Raw genomic sequence first — 17,817 nt, 5'->3', positions numbered from 1 at the left:
CGCCTTGTGTCACTCTGACGGCGGACGTCGGACTTCTTCCCCGTGGGGGAGACGGGGGAAGGGGCGGCCGGGTTCCATGGGGTTCCGCCCTTTTGTGCGGGACATCCGGAATGATCATGCTGGGCGGGGGTGCCGACAGGGGCTGGCGTCGGTGCCGGGCCGGCCCGGGGATCAGGGGACGTCGACGCCGTATCCGCGGACGAGTGTCTCCAGGTCGTGGTCGTAACCCTGCCCGACGGCGCGGAAGCGCCAGATGGGGCCGCGGCGGTAGATCTCGCCGAGGAGCAGGGTGCGTTCGCTGGTGGCGGCGTCAAGGGCGGCCTGTGCGGTGACCGGGGCGTCGACACCCGGTGCGAGGGTGACCTGGACGGCGCCGATGTCGCCGAAGGTGGCCGTGCCGTCGATGGCGGCGGCGATCGCGATTCGGCGGACGGCGGGGGGCAGTGCGGTGAGGTCGACGGCCACGGACTGCTCGGTGGGTCCGTCGCACAGCAGCCTGGTGGCACCGTCTGGGCTCTCCGGCGCACCGTAGAAGACGAAGTCGCCGTCGCTGGAGACCTGTTCGTCCTCGTCGAGGACGAAGGCGACGACGTCGATCTCGCCCCGGGTCTGACGGGCCCAGGACGCGCTCACGTGCCAGCCGCCGGCGGAGGGCAGGTCGATGACTCCGCCGCGCGGCAGCACTCGCCCCGCCGTCCCGGGACGGCCCGGGCCGTCCCCGGGCTCGATGGCGGGCGCACCGAGCCACTCCGGGCCATGGACCGGCAGTCCCATCGACGTGACGCGGGGCATGCGGCGGTCCCGTTCCCCGTCGGCGAGGACCACGACGTCGGTGACGCTCGCCGAGAGGTAGATCGCGGCGGCTCCGCCCAGCTCGACGACCCGGCCCCGCGCGGCGGACGCCTCCTCGTGCGAACCACCCAGGACCAGGACCCGGCGCCGCCCGAAGGGCTTGGCGGCAGGGGCGGGTTCGGGCTGCCGGGGTGCGGGGACTGCGACGGGAGCGGCGGCTACCGGCGGGAGCGGTACGGGCGGCGTGGCCGGCGCGGACGATACGGGAGCCACGGCCGGCGCGGACACCACGGGAGCCACGGGCGGTACGGGAGGAGTCGTCGCCGTGGCAGCCGCCTGCGCGGTGGCGGGCATCGCCGGCGCGGCCGGCTGCTCGTTCCGTCCGTGCTTCTCGTGGGGCGTTCCCGGGCGTACGTCCGCCAGCAGCGCAAGGAACGTGTCCTCGTCGACGACCGGGACGCCCTCGGCGATCGCGCGCCGGGCCTTCGCCGAGTCCGAGGCGGCGTCGTTGGTGACCAGCAGGCTGGTGTGGCGGCTGACGGAGGACATGACGTTGAGACCGGCGGCCACGGACCGGACCGTCAACTCGGCCCGGGAGAGCGCCGTCTCCCCCGTGACGGCGACCTTCATGCCCTGGACGAGAGGTCCGCCCGGACCGAGCCGCCCGGGGTTCCGGAAGGCGCACGCGGTCTTCGGCGGCTTCGGCGCGAACCGGGGGTCCTGCCGGGGCGGGCAGGGCACCAGGGGCAGCGGGAGGTCCAGCCGTACGGCCTCGGCCAGGGAGGCGCGGAAGATGCCCGCGAGGACGCGGGTGTCGTCCACCGCGTCGTGGGCCCTGGTCTGCGCCACTCCGTAGTGCGCGGCCAGCGACGCCAGAGTGAGGTCGTCGGTGGGCGGTTCCACGCGCCGGTTCAGGGCCAGGGTGCACAGACGCCGTGCGACGGGCAGGGCGAGCCCTGCGCGGGCGAACTCGTGGGCCAGGAAGTCGTAGTCGAACTGCGCGTTGTGGGCCACCATGACGCGGTCCCGCAGCAGTGCGCCGATTCGTTCCGCGACCTCCGCGAAGGCCGGTGCGCCGCGCAGCCGTTCGACGGTGAGACCGTGGATGTGGACCGGGCCCGGATCGCAGCCGGGGCCGGGGTCGACCAGGGTGCTGAACTCCTCGGTCGGCGTGCCGTCCGGGCCGAGGGTCACCACCGCGACCGAGAGGATCCGGTCCCGGCGTGCGACCAGCCCGGAGGTCTCGACGTCGACGAGTGCCCAGTCGTGCGCGTAGTCGGGGAGGTGGGACACGTCGAGAGCGGTGGCTGCGGAAGGCATGTCGGCAGGATGATCCCGGCCCGCGTACGACTTCAACCTGAATGTCGATTTCTCCCGGAATGTCGCCACCGAGAGAAGCGTCACGGTTCTATGGTTTTCGGCAGCGGCGCCCTGTGGAGCGCCCCCCGAGCGGCTGGCATACTGCACGCGTAGCCCTTCGCGCATCCCCCGTCGCGAAGGGCTACACCCTTTGGGCGGGCCGGGTGGGCCGGACGTGGTGGGTTCGGGCAGGCGGCGTGGGTGGGGGTGTGCGGGTGGGGGCGCGCGTGGGTGTGGTGCACGGCCAGGGCACTCCCCTGTGGTGCCCCGGCCGTGTTTTTTGCAGTTAACAGTGACGTAGAGTGTTTACGCAAGCCCGGTACTTGCGCCGGTGCAGGATGCGAACGTAGGTAACCGGGATGGACATCGGCGACGAACACGTGCCTGAGCTGCAGTCGTTGCGGCAGAAGGTCGAGTACATGCTGGAGAAGACCTTCCCCGGCCAGAAGGTGTCCGGACGGACCTTCGCCGAGCTGGTCAAGGAGCGCGGCGGCTCCCTCTCCCACAGCTACTTCTCCAACATCCTGGCCGGGAAGGTCACCCAGCCCTCCGAGGAGATCCTCAAGGCGCTCGGACTGGGCTTCGGCGTGGACTGGCGCTTCTTCAAGGAGGAGTCCGAGGTCGTCGGCGACGTCGTCGCCGGGCTCCGGTTCCTCGCCAAGCGGCGTACCGGCGAGATCAGCGGCGTCGCGGGCCGCGGCGTCGACGACGACGGACTCCCCGCCGAGCTCCTGGAGTTCGCCCTCTCCCTGCTCGCGGACACCAAGGCCGAACAGCCCCCGGACCCCGCCGCCGAGGACGGGATCCGAGGGAGTTAGCGCACGCGCCTCCTGGCCGGCACCCCGCGTTGGCTAAACTCGCCGACCGCATGTCACACACGCGTGACGACGACCAAGAGGCCCCCATGTCCCTGCGTGAACTGCGCAAAGAGTGCGAAGCCGGGCTGGCTGACCTTCCCATCCCCGCCCCCTTCACCATCGAGGGCCTGGTGGCGAACATGGAGGCGGCCCGCGGCCGGACCATCGTCCTCCAGGAGCTGCCCGAACGACTGGCACGCGTCAACGCGGCCTGCGGCCTGCGCCTGAAGTCCGGCACCACCAGCTACGTGCTCTACCGCCGCCGCCCCACCGCGTACCAGACCCAGCACGTGATCCTGCACGAGCTGTGCCACGAGTGGTTCGACCACGGCACGAGCCTGGACGCCGACCGGCTGCGCCAACTGCTGCCGGTCTTCGACACCTCCCTCATCAAACGGGTCCTCGACTCCGACACGGTCCAGGCCCGCGCGCAGTACGACACCCACGACGAGCGGATCGCCGAGTTCGGCGCCTCCCTCATCCCCCGCATGGCCCGCGACGTGACCAGCGACGACATGGTCGGCCGCCTCGCCAACTCCCTCTCCCGACCGGTCGCCCACCGCCGGCGCGGCTTCTTCCGCCGCTCCTCCCCGTGACGCGCCCCCACCCCCCACCACCCGAGGAACCCACGTGACCGCGCTCGACCTCGCCGGCTACCTCATCGCCGGTCTGATGACTGCCGTCGCCCTGTGGCGCATGCCGGCCGCCCTCTGGGGCGACGAGGAGGACAAGCGCCGCCGCGCCCTGTGGGGCTGCTACGCGGGCTTCGCCGCCGCGCTGTGGACCAAGACCCAGGTCGTCCGAATAGGGCTCAACAACAGCCCCGTCGTGGACCTCGCGGTGCTCATCAAGCACTACACGTCCACCATCGCCATCCTCGCCATCCTCAGCTACATCGTCGCCATCTACGGGCACTTCCCCGAGGGCGGCCCGGTCCCCCGCCACGTGCGCTTCGCCCGCCTCATCCAGCAGGTGGCCACCAAGGCGTCCGTGGTCACCCTCGTCCTCCTCACCGTGCTCTTCTTCACGGTGGTGGACCGCTCGGTCCCCGCGGACCGCTTCGTCGCCGAACACGCCGGACAGTGGGGCGCCACGCTCTACATGAGCGTCTTCTACCTGTACTTGGGCGCCGCGTCCGCCGTCTGCGCCTACCAGTGGGCCCTCGCCACCGCCGACGCCAAGCTGCTCCACCTCCGGGTCGGCCTCGGCATGATGACCTTCGCGATGTTCATCGGCGTCGGCTACACCCTCAGCCGCACCCTCTTCCTCTGGATCAGCGTCGTCGACCGGCCCAGCGAGAGCTTCGCGCTCGCCTTCGACGAGGCCACCGAGGCCGCCCAGCTGGTCCTCTTCACCTTCTTCGCGCTGGGCGCCTCCCTCCCCGCCTTCAGCAAGGGCTGGCGCCGCGCCCGGCTCTGGCGGGCCCAGGTCAACCTGCACCCCCTGTGGCGCGAGCTCATGACCGCCTTCCCCGACCAGCCCTTCGCCCCGCCGGCCTCGCTCGGCCGCGAGCTGACCCGCTTCGACACCCCCGCGGACCTCCGCGTCGACCGCTGGGCCGCCGACATCGCCGACGCGGTCGAGAAGCTGCGCCACTACGTCCCCGACAGCCTGCTGACCGCCGCCAAGGACGCCGCGGCGGGGGAGGTCACGGCCCCCGCGAAGGCCGACGCGCTCGCCGACGCCTACTGGATCAAGGCGGCCCTCGTCGCCAAGGCCGAGGGCACGCCCGCCGGGAAGGCCGCCGCGTTCGAGACGAAGCACGCCACCGACCAGGACGGCGAGGTCGCCTGGCTGGTACGGGTGGCCGCCGCGTACAAGTCCATCCCGGACCAGCGCAGCCGCGGGGTCCTCGAGGCCGCCGGTCAGGAGGCCCACGCGTGACCCGCACCGACCACCCCCGGGCCGACTCCACGGGTACGTCCCTGACCGCCACGGCCCGCGTCGTCACCGACGTCCTCCAGCCCCGCAACGTCCTCCTCGCGGGCATGCTCGGCCTCGGCCTCGCCGCCGCCGGCCAGTGGACCGGCCTGCTGTGGGGCCTCCTCGGCGCCCTGTGCGCCGGACTGATCCCGGCCGGCTACATCGAGTGGGAGCGCAAACGCGGCACCTGGGGCGACCGCCACGTCGTCGACCGCACCCAGCGCGCGCCGATCTTCTTCGTCATCCTCGGCTCCATCGGCACCGGTTCGCTGGTCATGCTCCTCGGCGGGGCGCCGACGCCCATCCTGGTCGCGATGCTCGCCCTGTGGGTGATGACGATCGGCCTCCTCGCGGTGAACACCGTCTGGAAGATCTCGGTGGACTCCGCCGTGGCCTCGGCGGTGGTGGCCCTGCTGGCCGCCGTCCACTCCCCGTGGTGGCTGCTCGCCTCCACGCTGACGATCGGCGTCTGCTGGTCCCGCGTGGCCCTGGCGTACCACACGGTCGCCCAGACGATCGCGGGCGCGACCCTGGGCGCGATCACCGCAACGGCCTTCCTCTTCACCTGACTTCGCCCCGCCCCCACCGATGACTTCCCGCCCCGGGCCCGGTCCTACCTGCGACGGATCCGAACGAGGAGGCCACCATGTCCGAAACCCTCACCACCCACCCCGACACCGCCCGCGACACCGCCCCCGTCCCCGCCCGCGTCCCCGCCCTCGCCCTCGGCGCGGTCGTCGCGGGCCCCCTCTTCCTCGCGCTGGGCGTCGTACAGGGCCTCACCCGGGACGGCTTCGACTTCACGCGCAACGCGATCAGCCAGCTCGCGCTCGGCGACGGGGGCTGGGTCCAGACGCTGAACTTCCTGCTGACCGGAGCCCTGTTGCTCGCCGGGGCGGCCGGCCTGCGCCGGGCGACGGGCGGTACGTGGGGACCGGCCCTGGTCGGCGCCTTCGCCCTCTCCTTCTGGGCCGCCGCGGCCTTCCCGGCCGACGCGGGGGCGGGCTTCCCGGCCGGCGCCCCGGACGCGACGCCGATGAGCGGCCACGGCGCCGCCCACATGGCCGCGGGGACGCTCGGCTACCTCGCCCTGTGCGCCGCGTTCCTCGTCCTGGCCCGCCCGCTCGCCGCCCGCGGCCACCGCACCTGGGCCCTCGCCTCCCGCCTCGCCCCGGCCGCCGTGCTCGCCGGCTTCCTGGCCTCCGCCGCCTCCGTCCTGGCCTTCACCCTCGCGGCGGGCCTCGGCCTGTGCTTCCTGGCAGCGACGACGGCCAGACTGACCACGCCGTCGGCGCCGTGACCCATGCGTCGGCCCCGTGACGCACACGACGGCCCTGGGACTCACACTCTGGCTACGGGGCTCACACCCTGGCTACGGGACTCACCCCCCGCCCGGGCACCATCCTTCCCGTAGCTCGCCCTCAGCGGCAGCAGGAGGGGTCGGTGCCCGCCGGGCCCAGCAGCGGGCCGAACGTCCCGCGTCCCAGTTCCTCGGCGCGCGCCTGCCCGACGATGTCCCCGGGCACCTCAGGATGGGCCTTCGACCAGGCGGTGGCCGAGGCGTGGCCGGTGAAGAAGTTCAGCGCGTCGCAGCACACCGCCTCGGCGGGACCGGCGAAGGGCCGGCGGCCGACGAAGACCACGGCCGTCTCCGGCTCCCAGACCGTCGTCCCGTCCGTCGAGGTGACGGTGACAGGCGCGCCGGTGACCGGGTCGACGGAGGAGACCACCGTGTCCCGGCCGAGCATCGCCGCGATGCCGAGGGCGTCGACGGCGCACATCGAGAACACGTCCGTACCGCCGCCGATCCGCACCCGGTGCGGGGTCGGTACGGCGGAGAAGGGGTACGCCGCCCGGATCCGCCCGCCGTCGTCCAGGGTCAGGAAGTCCTCCCGGGCCAGCTCTTCCAGTACGTCCCGTACGGTCCGCCCGGAACCGGCCGCCGCGGTCTCCAGCTCCTCCGCGCCGGGCCCCCGGCCGGTCTCCGCGAAGTGCCGCAGTACGGCTTGCTGGACGGCCCGCAGCCCGCGCTCGGCCGGTGCCAGCCGCCCGCGACCCCCGCGACCGATCGGGTCGGTGTCGCGGGGCTCCTCGGGAAGGCCGGCGGCGGCCAGGGCCGTACGCAGGGCGGCCACGCCGGGCGCCCCGTCGACGCCCGCGTCGTCACGGTAGATGCGGCACGACACGCTGGGTGCCGTGCCCGCCACCGCGAAGGGGTCCACGCCGTCGACGAGGACGGTGGGCGAGCCCGTCATCCCCCACCGGGCCGCGTCCTCCTCCCCGTACACCTCGACGCGCTCGACCTCGACGGCCCTCCCGCTCAGGGCGGCGGCGATCCGCTCCTCCACGACCGGGCCGTTCGGGCAGCCGGGAACCGTCAGAACAGTGATCCGCATGAGTCGTCCTTCCCGTTCCTTCCCGTCCTCCCCGTCCTCCCCGTCGTCCCCGTCCTCCCCGTCCTCCCCGTCCGTCACGTCCACACCCGACGGTAGCCCTTCCGCGACGCGGGGGTGCCGAAGGCTCCTCAGGACTCGTGCTGCCGCCGCAGCGCGTCGGTGAGGGTCAGGAAGACGGTCAGGTTGGGGAAGCCGGGAGCCGGGAGCGTCAGCCACGGCTTGCGGTCGCCGCGACGGCGGATCTCCACGCGGCCCTGCTTCACGTCGATCCGTTCCACCTCCGGCCAGCCGATGCGGCGGTCGCCCTGTCCGATGCCGGAGATGTCGATGTCGACCACGCCGAAGCCGATCCGTTCGCCGGCTTCCAGCCGGGCGGCGTCCCGCGGCACCCGTGCGCGGCTGAACGCGTCGCCGAGGCCCTCGGCGAACGGGACCATCCCGCTGTACTCGTCCCCCAGCACGATCTCGGGGCCTTGCTCGGGCCGGATGGTCAGCCGGTGCGTGGTGGCGCTGGTGACCCCGTTGGTCACCTGGATGTCCTGCCGGGTGACCGAGGCGATCTCGTCCCAGGTGTACGCCTGCGTGTCCCCGCGGTCGATGTGCCGGAGGGCGCCGTGCTCGTGCCAGGCCACCCAGGTCTGGGGCGGCCGGGGACGGAACAGCCAGGTGAAGAGGAAGTACCCGACGAACCCCAGCGGGATCGCCGCGAGAACGAGCAGCGGAAGCGAGTAGTACCAGGCGCCTTCCTCCCGCTGGTCCTCGATCGCGTACGACAGGGCCAGCCACCCCAGGAACACGCCGAGCGCGCCGATGGACAGCACGCCACCCCACGGGAAGCGCTTCGGCTCGTTCTGCACCAACCCCTTGCGGGCCCCCAGCCCGTGCTCCTGCGCCGCGGCACGTAACGCGTGCGGGACCCGTGCGGTACTACGCTCCGGCGACACCCAAGCCTCCCCCACCCGGAAACCAGGGCCCCAGTATGAAGGTCCGGCGTTCGCGTGCGGTAGATCCGCCGTCGGTCTTCCAACGCGCGGCCGGAGGCGCACAGTTGGTCGGTTGCGCGACGACCGGGGCGATGACCGGGGCGGCGGCGAGGGCATCGGCGGGCACCTCGGCGGCCGTCAGAGGTCCGATATGCGATGGTTCGCGGCTGGTGTTCAGATGGACCGACAGGTGGAACGCGCGTGCGGAACGGAGCTTCAGGTACATGACCGAGACCCTGCCCTCCTTCGAGGACACGACCGACTTCGACAACGCCGACCGGGGCTTCCTCGGCGCCCTCGTCCCGGGTGTCGTGAAGGCCGACGACGGCCGGGTGATCTGGGACAACGACGCCTACGCCTTCCTGAGGGCCGACTGCCCGGACACGGCCCACCCCAGTCTGTGGCGGCAGGGCCGGCTCTCCTCCCGTCAGGGCCTGTACGAGGTCACGGAGGGCGTCTACCAGGTGCGCGGTCTGGATCTCTCCAACATGACGCTCGTCGAGGGCGAGCGCGGAGTGATCGTCATCGACCCGCTGATCTCCGTCGAGACCGCGGCGGCCGCCCTCGCCCTCTACAAGGTGCACCGCGGCGACCGCCCGGTCACCGGGGTGATCTACACCCACTCGCACGGCGACCACTTCGGCGGCGTCCGCGGCGTCCTCCCGCACGGCACCGAGGACGGCGTCCCGGTCCTGGCCCCCGCCGGCTTCCTGGAGCACGCGGTCAGCGAGAACGTGTACGCGGGCAACGCGATGGGCCGCCGCGCCAGTTACATGTACGGCGTCGGCCTCCCCGTGGCCCCCGACGGGCAGATCGGCGTGGGGCTCGGCCAGGGCACCTCCACCGGCACCATCAGCCTGATCCCGCCGACCGTGGACATCACGGAGACCGGCCAGGAGGAGACGGTCGACGGGGTGCGGATCGTCTTCCAGCTCACCCCGGGCACCGAGGCGCCCGCCGAGATGAACTTCCTCTTCCCCGACCACCGCGCGCTCTGTCTGGCCGAGAACGCCACCCACAACATGCACAACGTGCTCACCCTGCGCGGTGCCGTCGTCCGCGACAGCCGCATCTGGGCGCACTACCTCGACGAGGCCATCGAGTACTTCCACGGGAAGTACGACGTCGGCTTCGCCTCCCACCACTGGCCCACCTGGGGCCACGACAACGTGGTGGCGTTCCTCGCCGAGCAGCGCGACCTCTACGCCTACCTGCACGACCAGACCCTCCGGCTCCTCAACGAGGGGTACACCGGCGTCGAGATCGCCGAGCGGATCGAGCTGCCGCCCGCCCTGCGCAAGGCGTGGCACGCCCGTGGCTACTACGGCTCGCTCAGCCACAACACCAAGGCCGTCTACCAGCGCTACCTCGGCTGGTACGACGGCAACCCCGCCCACCTGTGGGAGCACCCGCCCACCGAACTGGCCCGCCGCTACGTGGAGGCGGTCGGCGGCCGGGCCGACGCCCTCGCGAAGGCCCGCGCCTACGCCGAGGACGGCGACCTCCGCTTCGCCGCCACCCTGCTCAACCACCTCGTCTTCACCGACCCGGACGACCGGGAGGCGAAGGACACGCTCGCCGGGGTGTACCAGCGGCTCGGGTACGGCGCCGAGAACGCCACCTGGCGCAACTTCTACCTGCGCGGCGCCCAGGAGCTCCGCCAGGGCGTCACCGGAGAGGTCGTCGACCTGGCCAACCCCGAGATGGTGATGGCCCTCACCGTCCCCATGCTGATCGACTCGATCGCCATCGCGATCGACGGCCCGCGCGCCTGGGACGACGAGCTCGTCGTCGACCTGGTCCTCACGGACGGCCCCACGGGCGCCGGCACCCGGTACCGGCTCACCCTCCACAACGGCGCCCTCACCCACCGCGAGGCCACGGCCCCGCCCCGTACCCCCGCCGGCCTCACCCTCACCCTCGGCAAGGCCCAGCTCCTCGGCCTGCTCGCCGGGAAGGGCGTCGACGAGCTCGGCATCGGGACCGAGGGCGACCCGGCCCTCGTCACCCGGCTCCTCGCCTATCGCTCGAAGCCCGACCGGAACTTCCCGATCGTCACCCCCTGACGGTCCCCGAGCACCTCACCCGCCGGGTCGGCGACACCTGCCGCTCCTGGGCCTCAGGGTGCCCCAGGGGCGAGGAGCCGCCGCAGTGCCGTCGGTGTGTGGCCGAGGTACTGGCGCATGGTCCGGGTGAGGTGGGCCTGGTCGGAGAAGCCCAGGTCGGCGGCGAGGGCGGCGAGCTTGTCCTCGCCCGCGTCCAGCCGGTCGAGGGCCCGGCCGACACGGACCCGGTTGCGGTAGCGGGTCAGCGAGACTCCCAGCTCGCTGGTGAAGGCGCGGCTCAGACGGTAGGGCGAGACGCCGAGGAGCTGCGCGAGCGGCAGAAGCCCCTCGGCGGCGGGATGGGCCTCGCCGATCGCGAGCCGGGCCGCGGCGACGAGCCTCGCGTCGTCCCGGCCGGGACGGACGCCGGCGGGCAGGGCTCCGTCGACGGCCTGGCCGAGGGTGGCGGAGAGCAGCCCGAGGAGTTCCTCCGTCACCGCGTGGTCCACGTCGCCGGTGCGGGCGGACGCGAGGACGCGGCGGTGGGCCAGGTCGAGGCGGGCGTCCACGTACACGCTCTGCCGGGCCGGGCGGGCGTCCTCACCGGCCACGGCCCGCCACAGCGGGGGCGTCAGGCTGATCGAGGTGCACTCGTCGCCCCCGGCGGCCGGGTGCGCGAAACGCTCCTCCTCGCCCGGCACGCCGAGATAGGCCGTCGTCGGGTCGACCTCGGCCGGGGCGCCGGCCACCTGCCTGCGGAACCGGCCGCGCCGCACGAGCACCACCCGGTAGTCCTCGCGCACCTCCGTCCGCGACCAGCGGGTGTGGTCGTCCCGGCAGCTCACCGCGGTGATGCGGAAGTCGGGCCGGGCGGCGAGGACGGTGGCGGTGAGCACGCTTCGACGCTACGCCGGGGGTCTGACATCGGCCCCGCCGCAAGGATGTTCAAGACGGGGACGTGGTGGGGCGAGCAACCTGGGCGGAGTTCGTCCTCCATCCCGTACCGCGCTCGAGGAGTTCCCGTCATGTCCGTTCTCGCACAGATCAGCACCGTAGTCATCGACTGTGGCGACCCGGTTCGGCTCGCCGACTTCTACAGCGGGGTCACCGGCTGGGAGATCATCCACAGCGGCGAGGACTACGCCTCCCTGGCAGGCGGGGAGCAGCCCGGCCTGGCGTTCGTACGCGTCGAGGGGTACGAGGCCCCGGGCTGGCCCGGCGATGCCCAGCACGCCCACCTCGACTTCACGGTCGCCGACCTGGAGGAGGCGGCCGGCCGGATCCTCGCCCTCGGAGCGTCGAGGCCCGCGTTCCAGCCCGGCAAGGAGCAGTGGGTCGTCCTCACCGATCCCGAGGGGCACCCGTTCTGCCTCACCACCGGCGCCTGACACGTCACTGACACGTCACCCGACAGGAGAAGGGCACATGGCTCACATCAACAAGGAATTCCTGATCGACAACTCCCCGGAGAAGGTCTGGGAGGCCCTGCGCGAGGTCGGAGCCGTGCACCAGCGCCTGGTGCCGGGCTTCGTCACGGACACCCGCATGGAGGCGGACACCAGGATCGTGACCTTCGCGAACGGTGTGGTCGTCCACGAGCTGATCGTCGACGTCGACGACGCGGCCCGCCGGGTGGCCTACGCGGTGGTCGGCGGCTCGATGAAGCCGAGGCACCATCACGCCTCGATGCAGGTCCTCGCCGACACCGCGGGGCGCAGCCGTTTCGTCTGGACGATCGACGTCACGCCGGACGAACTCGCCGCCCCCATCGACGAGATGGCCGAGCAGGGCGTGCGCGTCATGCGGGAGACGCTGAAGGCCGCCCCGGGCCCGGCGGGCAGGTAGGAACCTCGGGGCGAGTGGTCCAGAGGTTCACTGCCTGAAGGGCACGGCCGGGGCACGCCGCCGGAGCCGGACGCCTACGCGTCCTCGTCGAGCGGGAAGGTTTCGACCTCTCCGAAGTCGGGCGCCTGGAAGGGGTCCGTGGTGGGATGCGGCGATGCTGCCGCGGCGGTGCCGGGGGGCGCCCCTTCCGGGGCGGAGAACGGCGAGGTCAGGTCGATGAGAGGGGTCCTCTTCGGTGCGGGGCCAGGAACGGGTCCGGTGTGCCGTGACCGGGCACGGCGGTCCTACAGCTTGGTCATCTTGGCGTACGGACTCAGGATCCGTTCCTGCACCGAGCCGAAATCCACGACCGCCGCGATCCCGTCCTCGATGCCGACGACCCGGCCGAGGCCGTGCACGTCGTGGGTGACCTGGTCGCCGACGGCGAACTGCTTCGGAGGCGGCGCGACCGGGGCTTTGAAGGGGCTGGTGGGCAAAAAGCGCTTCGGTGCACTGGGCTTTGTCATTGCTGCCAGTATGCGCCCACGCGTCTCCGCCACGCCCGTTCCGTCCGCGGTACGCGGCAGCCGAGAAGCGTTCGCCGAGGACCGCCCCGCCGAAAAGCAACAGCCCCAGGCCGCTGACCTGGGGCTGCTCAGAAGAGCGGATGACGGGAATCGATCCTGGGGTACCTGCGGCACGCCCGGGACGTGCTCGCAGATGATCTCGGCGTCCCCGCCGTCCTGGACATGCTGGCCACCGTGGTGACGCGCGCCGACGTACCGGCCGGTGCCAAGTTCGAGACGTTCGCCCTGCTCGACCGTGTCCTCGGACTGGACCTCGCGCGCGAGGTGGGTCACCGGCACCGGGCGGCGCCATGACGTCGGGAGCCCGTGGGCGGTCCGGCTCAGCCGCGTTCTTCCTCTTCGGCCTCCATGCGGCGGATTCCCTGGTGGGTCAGGGAGACCATCGCGGGGGTGTTGCCCGGTTCCCAGTCGACGGTGATCAGGTCCTCGCCGGCGAGGTACGTACAGGCGGCGGCCAGGTCCTCCTCCGGGATGCGCAGGTCGTTCCGCAGCTTCCGCCCCGGGACTCCGAGGAGACGGTTGCCTTCGGTGGCTTCGTAGAGCGCGGTGAGGACCCGTTCGCGGTAGACCTGTCGCTCGCGGAGTGTCGCCATGACCGAGTCCTTTCCTGAGGGTGGGGAACGGCCGACACTCCTCACACCTCGTCGATGTGGGTGTCGGTGCGACAGGACGGTCTGCTGGTGGTGAGCCAGGAGAGGGCGGGTTCCGCGGCGGATGCGGTGTCGACGGTGAGGTGGAGCCGTGTGCCGCCTTCGGGCGCGGGATAGCTGCGCTGTTCCGCCCCGGCGAAGGAGCATCGGATGACCTGGGCGACCGCGCGGGCGGCTTCGGGGGTGGCGGCGACGATGCGGATCTCGGCGTGTCCGGCCGAGGGCAGGGCCGCGGTGTCGGTGGGGTACAAGGTGCGTGGTCCCTTCGGAGGGCGAGCGAGAGGCCGGCGGGTGGGTTGTCCCGGGTGTCGGGTGCCCCACCCGCGGCCTTCGGCCGGAGGAATGGTCCGGGCGGTCAGGGCCAGGTGCCCGTCACCTCGCGGCGGGCGGCCTGCTCCGTCGGGGTGGGGTGGTTGTGGCCGGGTGGCCGACGGATGGCCGGGAAGGGTTCGCCGAAGTGATGGTCGGCGATGCGTTCGTCGTGCTGGGCGTTGAGCCGGTGGATCAGGCGCGTGCCGAGCGCGATCAGCAGGGCGATGACGGCGATCGTGATCAGGGTCTCCATGGGGGTCACCTCCGCAGGTGCCTCGGCATGGGGATCATCCGCGCGCCGATGAGTGGGTGTCGCAGGGGCGCCGGGGCGGCCCCGCCGTCGGTCTCCCAGGCGTCCTCGCTGCTGCGGGCGTCCCGCATACGGAGGCCGGTCGCGGCTTCGTCGGACATCAGGGCACCGGCGGCCAGGACGCTGCCGGGGAGGGCGGCGGCCGTCATGAGCCGGGCGGCGGCGGATGGTTCGGTCTCGGGTGGGATCACCAGGAGATCGCAGCGGCCGACGGTGTAGGAGAGCAGGATCATCTTGTCGGGATCCTGTTCGGTGAACCAGCCGACGTGCACGGTGTGCCCGGTGACGGCGACCTTGTGCGGGACGACGGGCCAACGGGTGGGGTTCACCGCGACGCGCGTGATGCGTCCGAAGTGCTCCTCCAGCGCGTCGACCAGAGGCGGAAGTTCGACGGCCAGATCATGTGAACGAGGCCACCAGGCGCCGTCCAAGAGGCCGGCGAGTGTGGTCTTCGGTGTCAGCGAAAGGCGCGCCGAAAGCGTGGGTGCCAGAGTGGTGGTCATGACCGCGGACCCGTCTCCGGGCCGCCCTGCAGGGCGGCCCAGTGCCTTGATCGCCGGAAACGACGTCCGCGTGGGAGCGGGTGTTCGAGTTACTCCCGGTACCTTCAGCGTACTCCGCGCCGGGGCCTGACGAGCGGTGTCCGCCCGGCCGATCTCCGACCGGGAACGCCCGCCGGCCGGTGGTCGCGGGAGTCACCGCGGGCACGCGGGTTCCGCAAGAACCACGGCGGTGAGGCACAGCCCTTCGATCGGCATCGTGCCGTCATCCGCGCCACTCGAACAGGACGAGCGTCGCGTCGTCCGAGGTGGTTTCGTCGCGTGCCCGCTTCAGGGTGTGTGACAGGTCCCGGGCCACCGTGCGGACCCCATGGTCAGCCTGCTCCAGCTGGTTCACCCAGTCGATCAGCTGCTCCTCTCCGAACTGTTCCTGTCCGCTTTCGTGTTCTTCGATCAGCCCGTCGGTGAAGCAGAGGATGCGATCGCCCGGCTCCAGCGCCGCCGTGCTGATCTGCGGCTGGGCACCTCCGAAGCCGACCGGGAGGGTCGTGGGGCTGTCCAGGCGGCGTACGACTCGGTGCGCGCGGATCAGCATCGGCGCGGGATGCCCCGCGTTGACCCACTGGAGGCGCCCCGTTCCCGTGTCCAGGCGCATCATCTGGGCGGTCACGAAGTGGTCCAGGTCGAACTGTTCGGCGATGGCCCGGTCCATGAAGAGGTAGATCTCGGACAGTTCGATGCTGATCCGGCGGGCGTGGCGGTACGCGCCGATGGCCACCGTGGCCATCGTGGCCGCGTCCAGGCCGTGCCCCATGGCGTCGATCATGGCGAGGTGCAGGACGTCGCCGTTCAAGGCGTAGTCGAAGCTGTCCCCCGCCACGGCGTAGGCGGGCTCCAGGACTCCGGCGACCGCGACGCGCGGCATCACCATCGACAGCGGGGGCAGCAGGGACCACTGGATCTCCGCGGCGACGCTCATCGGTTCGCTGCGACGGGTGCGGAAGAAGAGATCGGTGTGGCCGTTCTTGGTCTGCATCATGTCGGCGATCAGCCCGGCGATCCTGCGCAGCAGGCGGCGGTCGTCGTCGTCGACGGCGTCCAGCGTGACGGCCAGAACGCCCGCCTGGTCGCCCCCGTCCAGCAAGGGCAGCAAGACCCGTACGCCGTCGGGCTGTACGAGTTCGACCAGGCGCGAGGTGAGGAAGCACCGGCCGGCGTCGGAGCCGTCGATGACCTGCGGTTCGCCGCCCGCCAGCCCTTCGCCCGGCAGGGGGACCAGCCTCTGTTGCCCGTAGTCCTGGAGCAGGATCTGCGGATCCCGTCCCCCCAGCCGTGCCACGGTGTCGGCGAGGACCGCCCCGACCAGATGCGGCGGCAGCTCGTGGGCCCGGTCCAGGAGCCCGCCCAGCAGCCCCTCCCCGAAGCTCTCCGAGCGATCGGGATCCCGGGGCGATCCGACTGTCATCCCGCTCCCTTCCGCAGGGCGGCGGACGGGCCGCGCAGCGCCCGCGCCACGGCCCGGCGGGCAGGGGAGCCGGGCCCGTACCGGAGATCTCGCCACCAGGATGCGCCTCGACGGCAGGGCACGCCACACGGATGCCACGGCACGACCCCGGCTTCGGGGGTGAGGCACCGGACGTCCCCTCCGGGCAACGACGAAGCCCCAGGTCGCTGACCTGGGGCTTCGTAAGAAGAGCGGATGACGGGAATCGAACCCGCGCTATAAGCTTGGGAAGCTCATGTTCTACCATTAAACTACATCCGCGAAAGTCGCCCCGAAGATCGGTGCGCCATCGTCGCACACTGTACCCCATGCGCCACTTGAGGCGAAGTTCATGCCTTTCCGGTGTGCGGAGTGCCGTCTGGAGCGGCGTCCTGTTGATCCCCTAATGTGGCTGTCTCGTCCACCACTTGCCTGCCGGGGAAGGGACTTGATCGGGTTGATCGAGCGCACCGTCGTCCGTTGTGCCGAGGGGCACGTCTTCAGCACCTCCACGTTCCCGTTGCAGCATCTCGACGCGGGGCGGCTCGGGCCCGGGCGGCTTGTCCGGTGTCCTCGGTGTGCGCGGCTGCGGCATGCGGTGCCCGTGGAGATCGGGCACCGCTGATCTGTCCGGAGGGTGCGGGTGCTTCCCGATTGGGGGAGCTCCGCACCCTCTGCGTATCGTGGGAGCGTGCTTCTCTCAGACAAGGACATCCGGGCCGAGATCGATGCCGGACGGGTGCGTATCGACCCGTACGACGAATCCATGGTGCAGCCCTCGAGCATCGACGTGAGGCTTGACCGCTTCTTCCGGGTGTTCGAGAACCACCGCCACCCCCACATCGACCCCGCCATCGAGCAGCTGGACCTGACGCGCGAGGTCGAGCCGGAGGGGGACGAGGCGTTCATCCTGCACCCCGGCGAGTTCGTGCTCGCCTCGACCTACGAGGTCATCACCCTGCCGGACGACATCGCGTCCCGCCTGGAGGGGAAGAGTTCCCTGGGGCGGCTCGGGCTCGTCACGCACTCGACCGCCGGGTTCATCGACCCCGGTTTCTCGGGGCACGTGACCCTGGAGCTGTCGAACCTGGCGACCCTGCCGATCAAGCTCTGGCCGGGGATGAAGATCGGGCAGCTCTGCATGTTCCGGCTGAGCTCGCCCGCCGAGTTCCCGTACGGCAGCGAGCGCTACGGCTCCCGGTACCAGGGGCAGCGGGGGCCGACGGCCTCCCGTTCCTACTTGAACTTCCATCGGACCCAGGTGTGAGGCGGTCGCAGGCATGAGTGAAGTACGCGAGAACCTGACGTACGAGGGCTTCGGCACCGCCGTCCGCGAGCTGGCGCAGACCATCGCCGACGACGGCTACGAGCCCGACATCGTGCTCTCCATCGCCCGCGGCGGCGTCTTCGTCGCCGGCGGTCTGGCCTACGCGCTGGACTGCAAGAACATCCACCTGGTGAACGTCGAGTTCTACACCGGGGTCGGCACCACCTTGGAGATGCCGGTCATGCTGGCGCCCGTGCCGGACGCGATCGACTTCAGCGACAAGAAGGTGCTCATCACCGACGACGTCGCCGACACCGGCAAGACGCTCAAGCTGGTCCACGACTTCTGTGTCGACCACGTCGCCGAGGTCCGTTCGGCCGTCATCTACGAGAAGTCGCACTCCCTCGTGAAGTGCGAGTACGTGTGGAAGAAGACCGACGAGTGGATCAACTTCCCGTGGAGCGTCGAGCCGCCCGTCGTGCGGCGTGAGGGCCAGGTCCTCGACGCCTGAGGTTTCGATGGTGTGCAA

The 17,817-nt window shown here is 71.6% G+C and carries 22 protein-coding genes and 1 tRNA gene; 11 read left to right on the top strand and 12 right to left on the bottom strand.

Translation table 11 applies throughout. From position 1 onward, the window contains the following. Nucleotides 1-171: 171 nt before the first annotated feature. Nucleotides 172-2,112 (bottom strand): TerD family protein, encoded by a 1,941-nt coding sequence (locus AB0Q96_RS08540; RefSeq protein ID WP_365323006.1) that lies wholly within the window; start codon nucleotides 2,110-2,112, stop codon nucleotides 172-174. A 398-nt stretch (nucleotides 2,113-2,510) separates the two neighbouring features. Here AB0Q96_RS08540 and AB0Q96_RS08535 point away from each other — a divergent pair, with 398 nt between their 5' ends. The 5 genes from AB0Q96_RS08535 (at nucleotide 2,511) to AB0Q96_RS08515 (ending at nucleotide 6,231) form a co-directional block, all read left to right on the top strand. Further along, nucleotides 2,511-2,969, top strand: coding sequence for a hypothetical protein (locus AB0Q96_RS08535; protein ID WP_365323004.1), 459 nt, complete (start codon nucleotides 2,511-2,513; stop codon nucleotides 2,967-2,969). Nucleotides 2,970-3,055: 86 nt separating this feature from the next. After that, the gene (locus AB0Q96_RS08530) at nucleotides 3,056-3,604 is read left to right on the top strand and encodes a toxin (RefSeq protein ID WP_365323311.1); all 549 of its coding nucleotides are present in this window, start codon (nucleotides 3,056-3,058) and stop codon (nucleotides 3,602-3,604) included. Nucleotides 3,605-3,638: 34 nt separating this feature from the next. Continuing rightward, nucleotides 3,639-4,892, top strand: coding sequence for an MAB_1171c family putative transporter (locus AB0Q96_RS08525; RefSeq protein ID WP_365323002.1), 1,254 nt, complete (start codon nucleotides 3,639-3,641; stop codon nucleotides 4,890-4,892). Then, nucleotides 4,889-5,500 carry a hypothetical protein gene (locus AB0Q96_RS08520; protein WP_365323000.1) on the top strand — a complete coding sequence of 204 codons (612 nt, stop codon included), beginning with the start codon at nucleotides 4,889-4,891 and terminating at the stop codon, nucleotides 5,498-5,500. Before AB0Q96_RS08525 ends, AB0Q96_RS08520 begins: the two co-directional genes overlap by 4 nt. 77 nt (nucleotides 5,501-5,577) lie before the next feature. Continuing rightward, nucleotides 5,578-6,231 (top strand): DUF998 domain-containing protein, encoded by a 654-nt coding sequence (locus AB0Q96_RS08515; protein WP_365322998.1) that lies wholly within the window; start codon nucleotides 5,578-5,580, stop codon nucleotides 6,229-6,231. 121 nt (nucleotides 6,232-6,352) lie between these two features. Here the strand turns inward: AB0Q96_RS08515 and merB are convergent, their stop codons facing one another. From merB to AB0Q96_RS08500, 3 genes are all read right to left on the bottom strand, one after another. Beyond that, nucleotides 6,353-7,327 (bottom strand): organomercurial lyase, encoded by a 975-nt coding sequence (merB, locus tag AB0Q96_RS08510; protein ID WP_365322996.1) that lies wholly within the window; start codon nucleotides 7,325-7,327, stop codon nucleotides 6,353-6,355. A gap of 128 nt (nucleotides 7,328-7,455) precedes the next feature. Continuing rightward, entirely contained in the window at nucleotides 7,456-8,184 is a 729-nt protein-coding gene (locus tag AB0Q96_RS08505) for a DUF6585 family protein (protein WP_365322994.1), read from the bottom strand. Between the two features lie 70 nt (nucleotides 8,185-8,254). Next, nucleotides 8,255-8,536 (bottom strand): hypothetical protein, encoded by a 282-nt coding sequence (locus AB0Q96_RS08500; protein ID WP_365322992.1) that lies wholly within the window; start codon nucleotides 8,534-8,536, stop codon nucleotides 8,255-8,257. Between AB0Q96_RS08500 and AB0Q96_RS08495 the strand changes: the two genes are divergently transcribed. Beyond that, on the top strand, nucleotides 8,535-10,376 hold the full coding sequence (locus AB0Q96_RS08495) for an alkyl sulfatase dimerization domain-containing protein (RefSeq protein ID WP_365322990.1): 1,842 nt from the start codon (nucleotides 8,535-8,537) through the stop codon (nucleotides 10,374-10,376). The two genes, AB0Q96_RS08500 and AB0Q96_RS08495, sit on opposite strands and share 2 nt — an antisense overlap. Nucleotides 10,377-10,429: 53 nt before the next feature. On the opposite strand, the gene AB0Q96_RS08490 is transcribed toward AB0Q96_RS08495, so the two are convergent. Further along, entirely contained in the window at nucleotides 10,430-11,251 is an 822-nt protein-coding gene (locus AB0Q96_RS08490) for an AraC family transcriptional regulator (protein ID WP_365322988.1), read from the bottom strand. Between the two features lie 129 nt (nucleotides 11,252-11,380). On the opposite strand from AB0Q96_RS08490, the gene AB0Q96_RS08485 reads away from it, so the two are divergent. Continuing rightward, a complete protein-coding gene (locus AB0Q96_RS08485) occupies nucleotides 11,381-11,743 on the top strand; it encodes a VOC family protein (protein ID WP_365322986.1) in 363 nt (120 codons plus the stop codon). A 37-nt stretch (nucleotides 11,744-11,780) separates the two neighbouring features. Then, on the top strand, nucleotides 11,781-12,200 hold the full coding sequence (locus AB0Q96_RS08480) for an SRPBCC family protein (RefSeq protein ID WP_365322984.1): 420 nt from the start codon (nucleotides 11,781-11,783) through the stop codon (nucleotides 12,198-12,200). 284 nt (nucleotides 12,201-12,484) lie between these two features. On the opposite strand, the gene AB0Q96_RS08475 is transcribed toward AB0Q96_RS08480, so the two are convergent. Beyond that, nucleotides 12,485-12,706, bottom strand: coding sequence for a hypothetical protein (locus AB0Q96_RS08475; RefSeq protein ID WP_365322981.1), 222 nt, complete (start codon nucleotides 12,704-12,706; stop codon nucleotides 12,485-12,487). Between the two features lie 183 nt (nucleotides 12,707-12,889). Between AB0Q96_RS08475 and AB0Q96_RS08470 the strand changes: the two genes are divergently transcribed. Beyond that, nucleotides 12,890-13,060 (top strand): hypothetical protein, encoded by a 171-nt coding sequence (locus AB0Q96_RS08470; RefSeq protein ID WP_365322979.1) that lies wholly within the window; start codon nucleotides 12,890-12,892, stop codon nucleotides 13,058-13,060. A 26-nt stretch (nucleotides 13,061-13,086) separates the two neighbouring features. Here the strand turns inward: AB0Q96_RS08470 and AB0Q96_RS08465 are convergent, their stop codons facing one another. The 6 genes from AB0Q96_RS08465 to AB0Q96_RS08440 form a co-directional block, all read right to left on the bottom strand. Next, nucleotides 13,087-13,359, bottom strand: a complete 273-nt coding sequence (locus AB0Q96_RS08465; RefSeq protein ID WP_141303074.1) for a hypothetical protein — start codon at nucleotides 13,357-13,359, stop codon at nucleotides 13,087-13,089. A gap of 41 nt (nucleotides 13,360-13,400) precedes the next feature. Continuing rightward, nucleotides 13,401-13,667 (bottom strand): hypothetical protein, encoded by a 267-nt coding sequence (locus tag AB0Q96_RS08460; protein ID WP_365322977.1) that lies wholly within the window; start codon nucleotides 13,665-13,667, stop codon nucleotides 13,401-13,403. A 104-nt stretch (nucleotides 13,668-13,771) separates the two neighbouring features. Next, a complete protein-coding gene (locus tag AB0Q96_RS08455; RefSeq protein WP_365322975.1) occupies nucleotides 13,772-13,981 on the bottom strand; it encodes a hypothetical protein in 210 nt (69 codons plus the stop codon). Nucleotides 13,982-13,986: 5 nt separating this feature from the next. Beyond that, nucleotides 13,987-14,541 (bottom strand): DUF5994 family protein, encoded by a 555-nt coding sequence (locus tag AB0Q96_RS08450; RefSeq protein WP_365322973.1) that lies wholly within the window; start codon nucleotides 14,539-14,541, stop codon nucleotides 13,987-13,989. A gap of 262 nt (nucleotides 14,542-14,803) precedes the next feature. Next, nucleotides 14,804-16,003 (bottom strand): PP2C family protein-serine/threonine phosphatase, encoded by a 1,200-nt coding sequence (locus tag AB0Q96_RS08445; protein WP_365322971.1) that lies wholly within the window; start codon nucleotides 16,001-16,003, stop codon nucleotides 14,804-14,806. A gap of 229 nt (nucleotides 16,004-16,232) precedes the next feature. Beyond that, nucleotides 16,233-16,303 (bottom strand) — tRNA-Gly (locus AB0Q96_RS08440). A 409-nt stretch (nucleotides 16,304-16,712) separates the two neighbouring features. On the opposite strand from AB0Q96_RS08440, the gene dcd reads away from it, so the two are divergent. Then, complete coding sequence (gene dcd, locus AB0Q96_RS08435; RefSeq protein WP_365322969.1) at nucleotides 16,713-17,288, top strand: dCTP deaminase; 576 nt, start codon at nucleotides 16,713-16,715, stop codon at nucleotides 17,286-17,288. A 13-nt stretch (nucleotides 17,289-17,301) separates the two neighbouring features. Further along, nucleotides 17,302-17,799 carry a phosphoribosyltransferase gene (locus AB0Q96_RS08430; RefSeq protein ID WP_317596877.1) on the top strand — a complete coding sequence of 166 codons (498 nt, stop codon included), beginning with the start codon at nucleotides 17,302-17,304 and terminating at the stop codon, nucleotides 17,797-17,799. Nucleotides 17,800-17,817: the final 18 nt, after the last annotated feature.

Origin of the sequence: Streptomyces sp. NPDC093111 (genome assembly GCF_040683955.1) — a bacterium.
Taxonomy (GTDB): Bacteria; Actinomycetota; Actinomycetes; order Streptomycetales; family Streptomycetaceae; genus Streptomyces.
This window is presented reverse-complemented; position numbering and strand designations above follow the sequence as displayed.

Bases quoted from the DNA above. Each gene is read 5' to 3' on its own strand.
- AB0Q96_RS08465 (WP_141303074.1), bottom strand. From the start codon at position 13,359: ATGGCGACACTCCGCGAGCGACAGGTCTACCGCGAACGGGTCCTCACC.
- AB0Q96_RS08480 (WP_365322984.1), top strand. From the start codon at position 11,781: ATGGCTCACATCAACAAGGAATTCCTGATCGACAACTCCCCGGAGAAG.
- AB0Q96_RS08430 (WP_317596877.1), top strand. From the start codon at position 17,302: ATGAGTGAAGTACGCGAGAACCTGACGTACGAGGGCTTCGGCACCGCC.
- merB (WP_365322996.1), bottom strand. From the start codon at position 7,327: ATGCGGATCACTGTTCTGACGGTTCCCGGCTGCCCGAACGGCCCGGTC.
- AB0Q96_RS08500 (WP_365322992.1), bottom strand. From the start codon at position 8,536: ATGTACCTGAAGCTCCGTTCCGCACGCGCGTTCCACCTGTCGGTCCAT.
- AB0Q96_RS08475 (WP_365322981.1), bottom strand. From the start codon at position 12,706: ATGACAAAGCCCAGTGCACCGAAGCGCTTTTTGCCCACCAGCCCCTTC.
- AB0Q96_RS08455 (WP_365322975.1), bottom strand. From the start codon at position 13,981: ATGGAGACCCTGATCACGATCGCCGTCATCGCCCTGCTGATCGCGCTC.
- AB0Q96_RS08540 (WP_365323006.1), bottom strand. From the start codon at position 2,112: ATGCCTTCCGCAGCCACCGCTCTCGACGTGTCCCACCTCCCCGACTAC.
- AB0Q96_RS08495 (WP_365322990.1), top strand. From the start codon at position 8,535: ATGACCGAGACCCTGCCCTCCTTCGAGGACACGACCGACTTCGACAAC.
- AB0Q96_RS08450 (WP_365322973.1), bottom strand. From the start codon at position 14,541: ATGACCACCACTCTGGCACCCACGCTTTCGGCGCGCCTTTCGCTGACA.
- AB0Q96_RS08445 (WP_365322971.1), bottom strand. From the start codon at position 16,003: ATGACAGTCGGATCGCCCCGGGATCCCGATCGCTCGGAGAGCTTCGGG.
- AB0Q96_RS08535 (WP_365323004.1), top strand. From the start codon at position 2,511: ATGGACATCGGCGACGAACACGTGCCTGAGCTGCAGTCGTTGCGGCAG.
- AB0Q96_RS08485 (WP_365322986.1), top strand. From the start codon at position 11,381: ATGTCCGTTCTCGCACAGATCAGCACCGTAGTCATCGACTGTGGCGAC.
- AB0Q96_RS08530 (WP_365323311.1), top strand. From the start codon at position 3,056: ATGTCCCTGCGTGAACTGCGCAAAGAGTGCGAAGCCGGGCTGGCTGAC.
- AB0Q96_RS08515 (WP_365322998.1), top strand. From the start codon at position 5,578: ATGTCCGAAACCCTCACCACCCACCCCGACACCGCCCGCGACACCGCC.